This window comes from Pseudoalteromonas sp. S3260 (assembly GCF_005886925.1).
GTDB lineage: Bacteria > Pseudomonadota > Gammaproteobacteria > Enterobacterales > Alteromonadaceae > Pseudoalteromonas > Pseudoalteromonas tetraodonis.
Genome location: NZ_PNCV01000167.1, coordinates 1 through 553, shown reverse-complemented (window position 1 = coordinate 553; position 553 = coordinate 1). Strand labels below are relative to the sequence as shown.

Here is a 553-nt window from a genome sequence, read left to right as displayed (position 1 = left end):
AGGTGGGCCATTATCCCCTTTGCTTTCCAACATCTTACTCGATGAATTAGATAAGAAGCTAACCTACAAACACCTTAAGTTTGCACGTTACGCTGATGATATAATCATTTTAGTAAAAACGAAAAGCGAAGGACTCATAATCCAGCGGGAAATTACTGCGTTCATCACTCAGCGATTAAAACTCAAAGTGAATGAATCGAAAAGTCGAGTCGGTCCCGTATCAGGCTCGAAATTTCTCGGGTTTACCTTCCGTTACGCTCAAGTGCAGATCCACGAACAGGCGCTAAAGAAATTCAAAGCAAATGTAAGAGAACTCACTAACCGCAACTGGGGGATCTCAATGACCCTACAAATTCATAAACTCACACAGTATTTGCGCGGCTGGGGGAACTACTACCTAATAGCCAACGCTTATCAGCTAACGGTGGATTTAGATCACTGGATCCGACGTAGGATAAGAATGTGCTACTGGCGGCAATGGCGTAAACCTCGCACCAAAGTACGCAGTTTAATGAAATTGGGTGTTAGCGAACGACTCGCCATAGCCTGTGGT

General features: G+C 44.3%; 1 protein-coding gene. It reads left to right on the top strand.

Annotated features, from left to right (window positions below):
- On the top strand, positions 1-553 hold a 553-nt coding region (locus CWC14_RS17725), incomplete at both ends, for a group II intron maturase-specific domain-containing protein (RefSeq protein WP_249928779.1).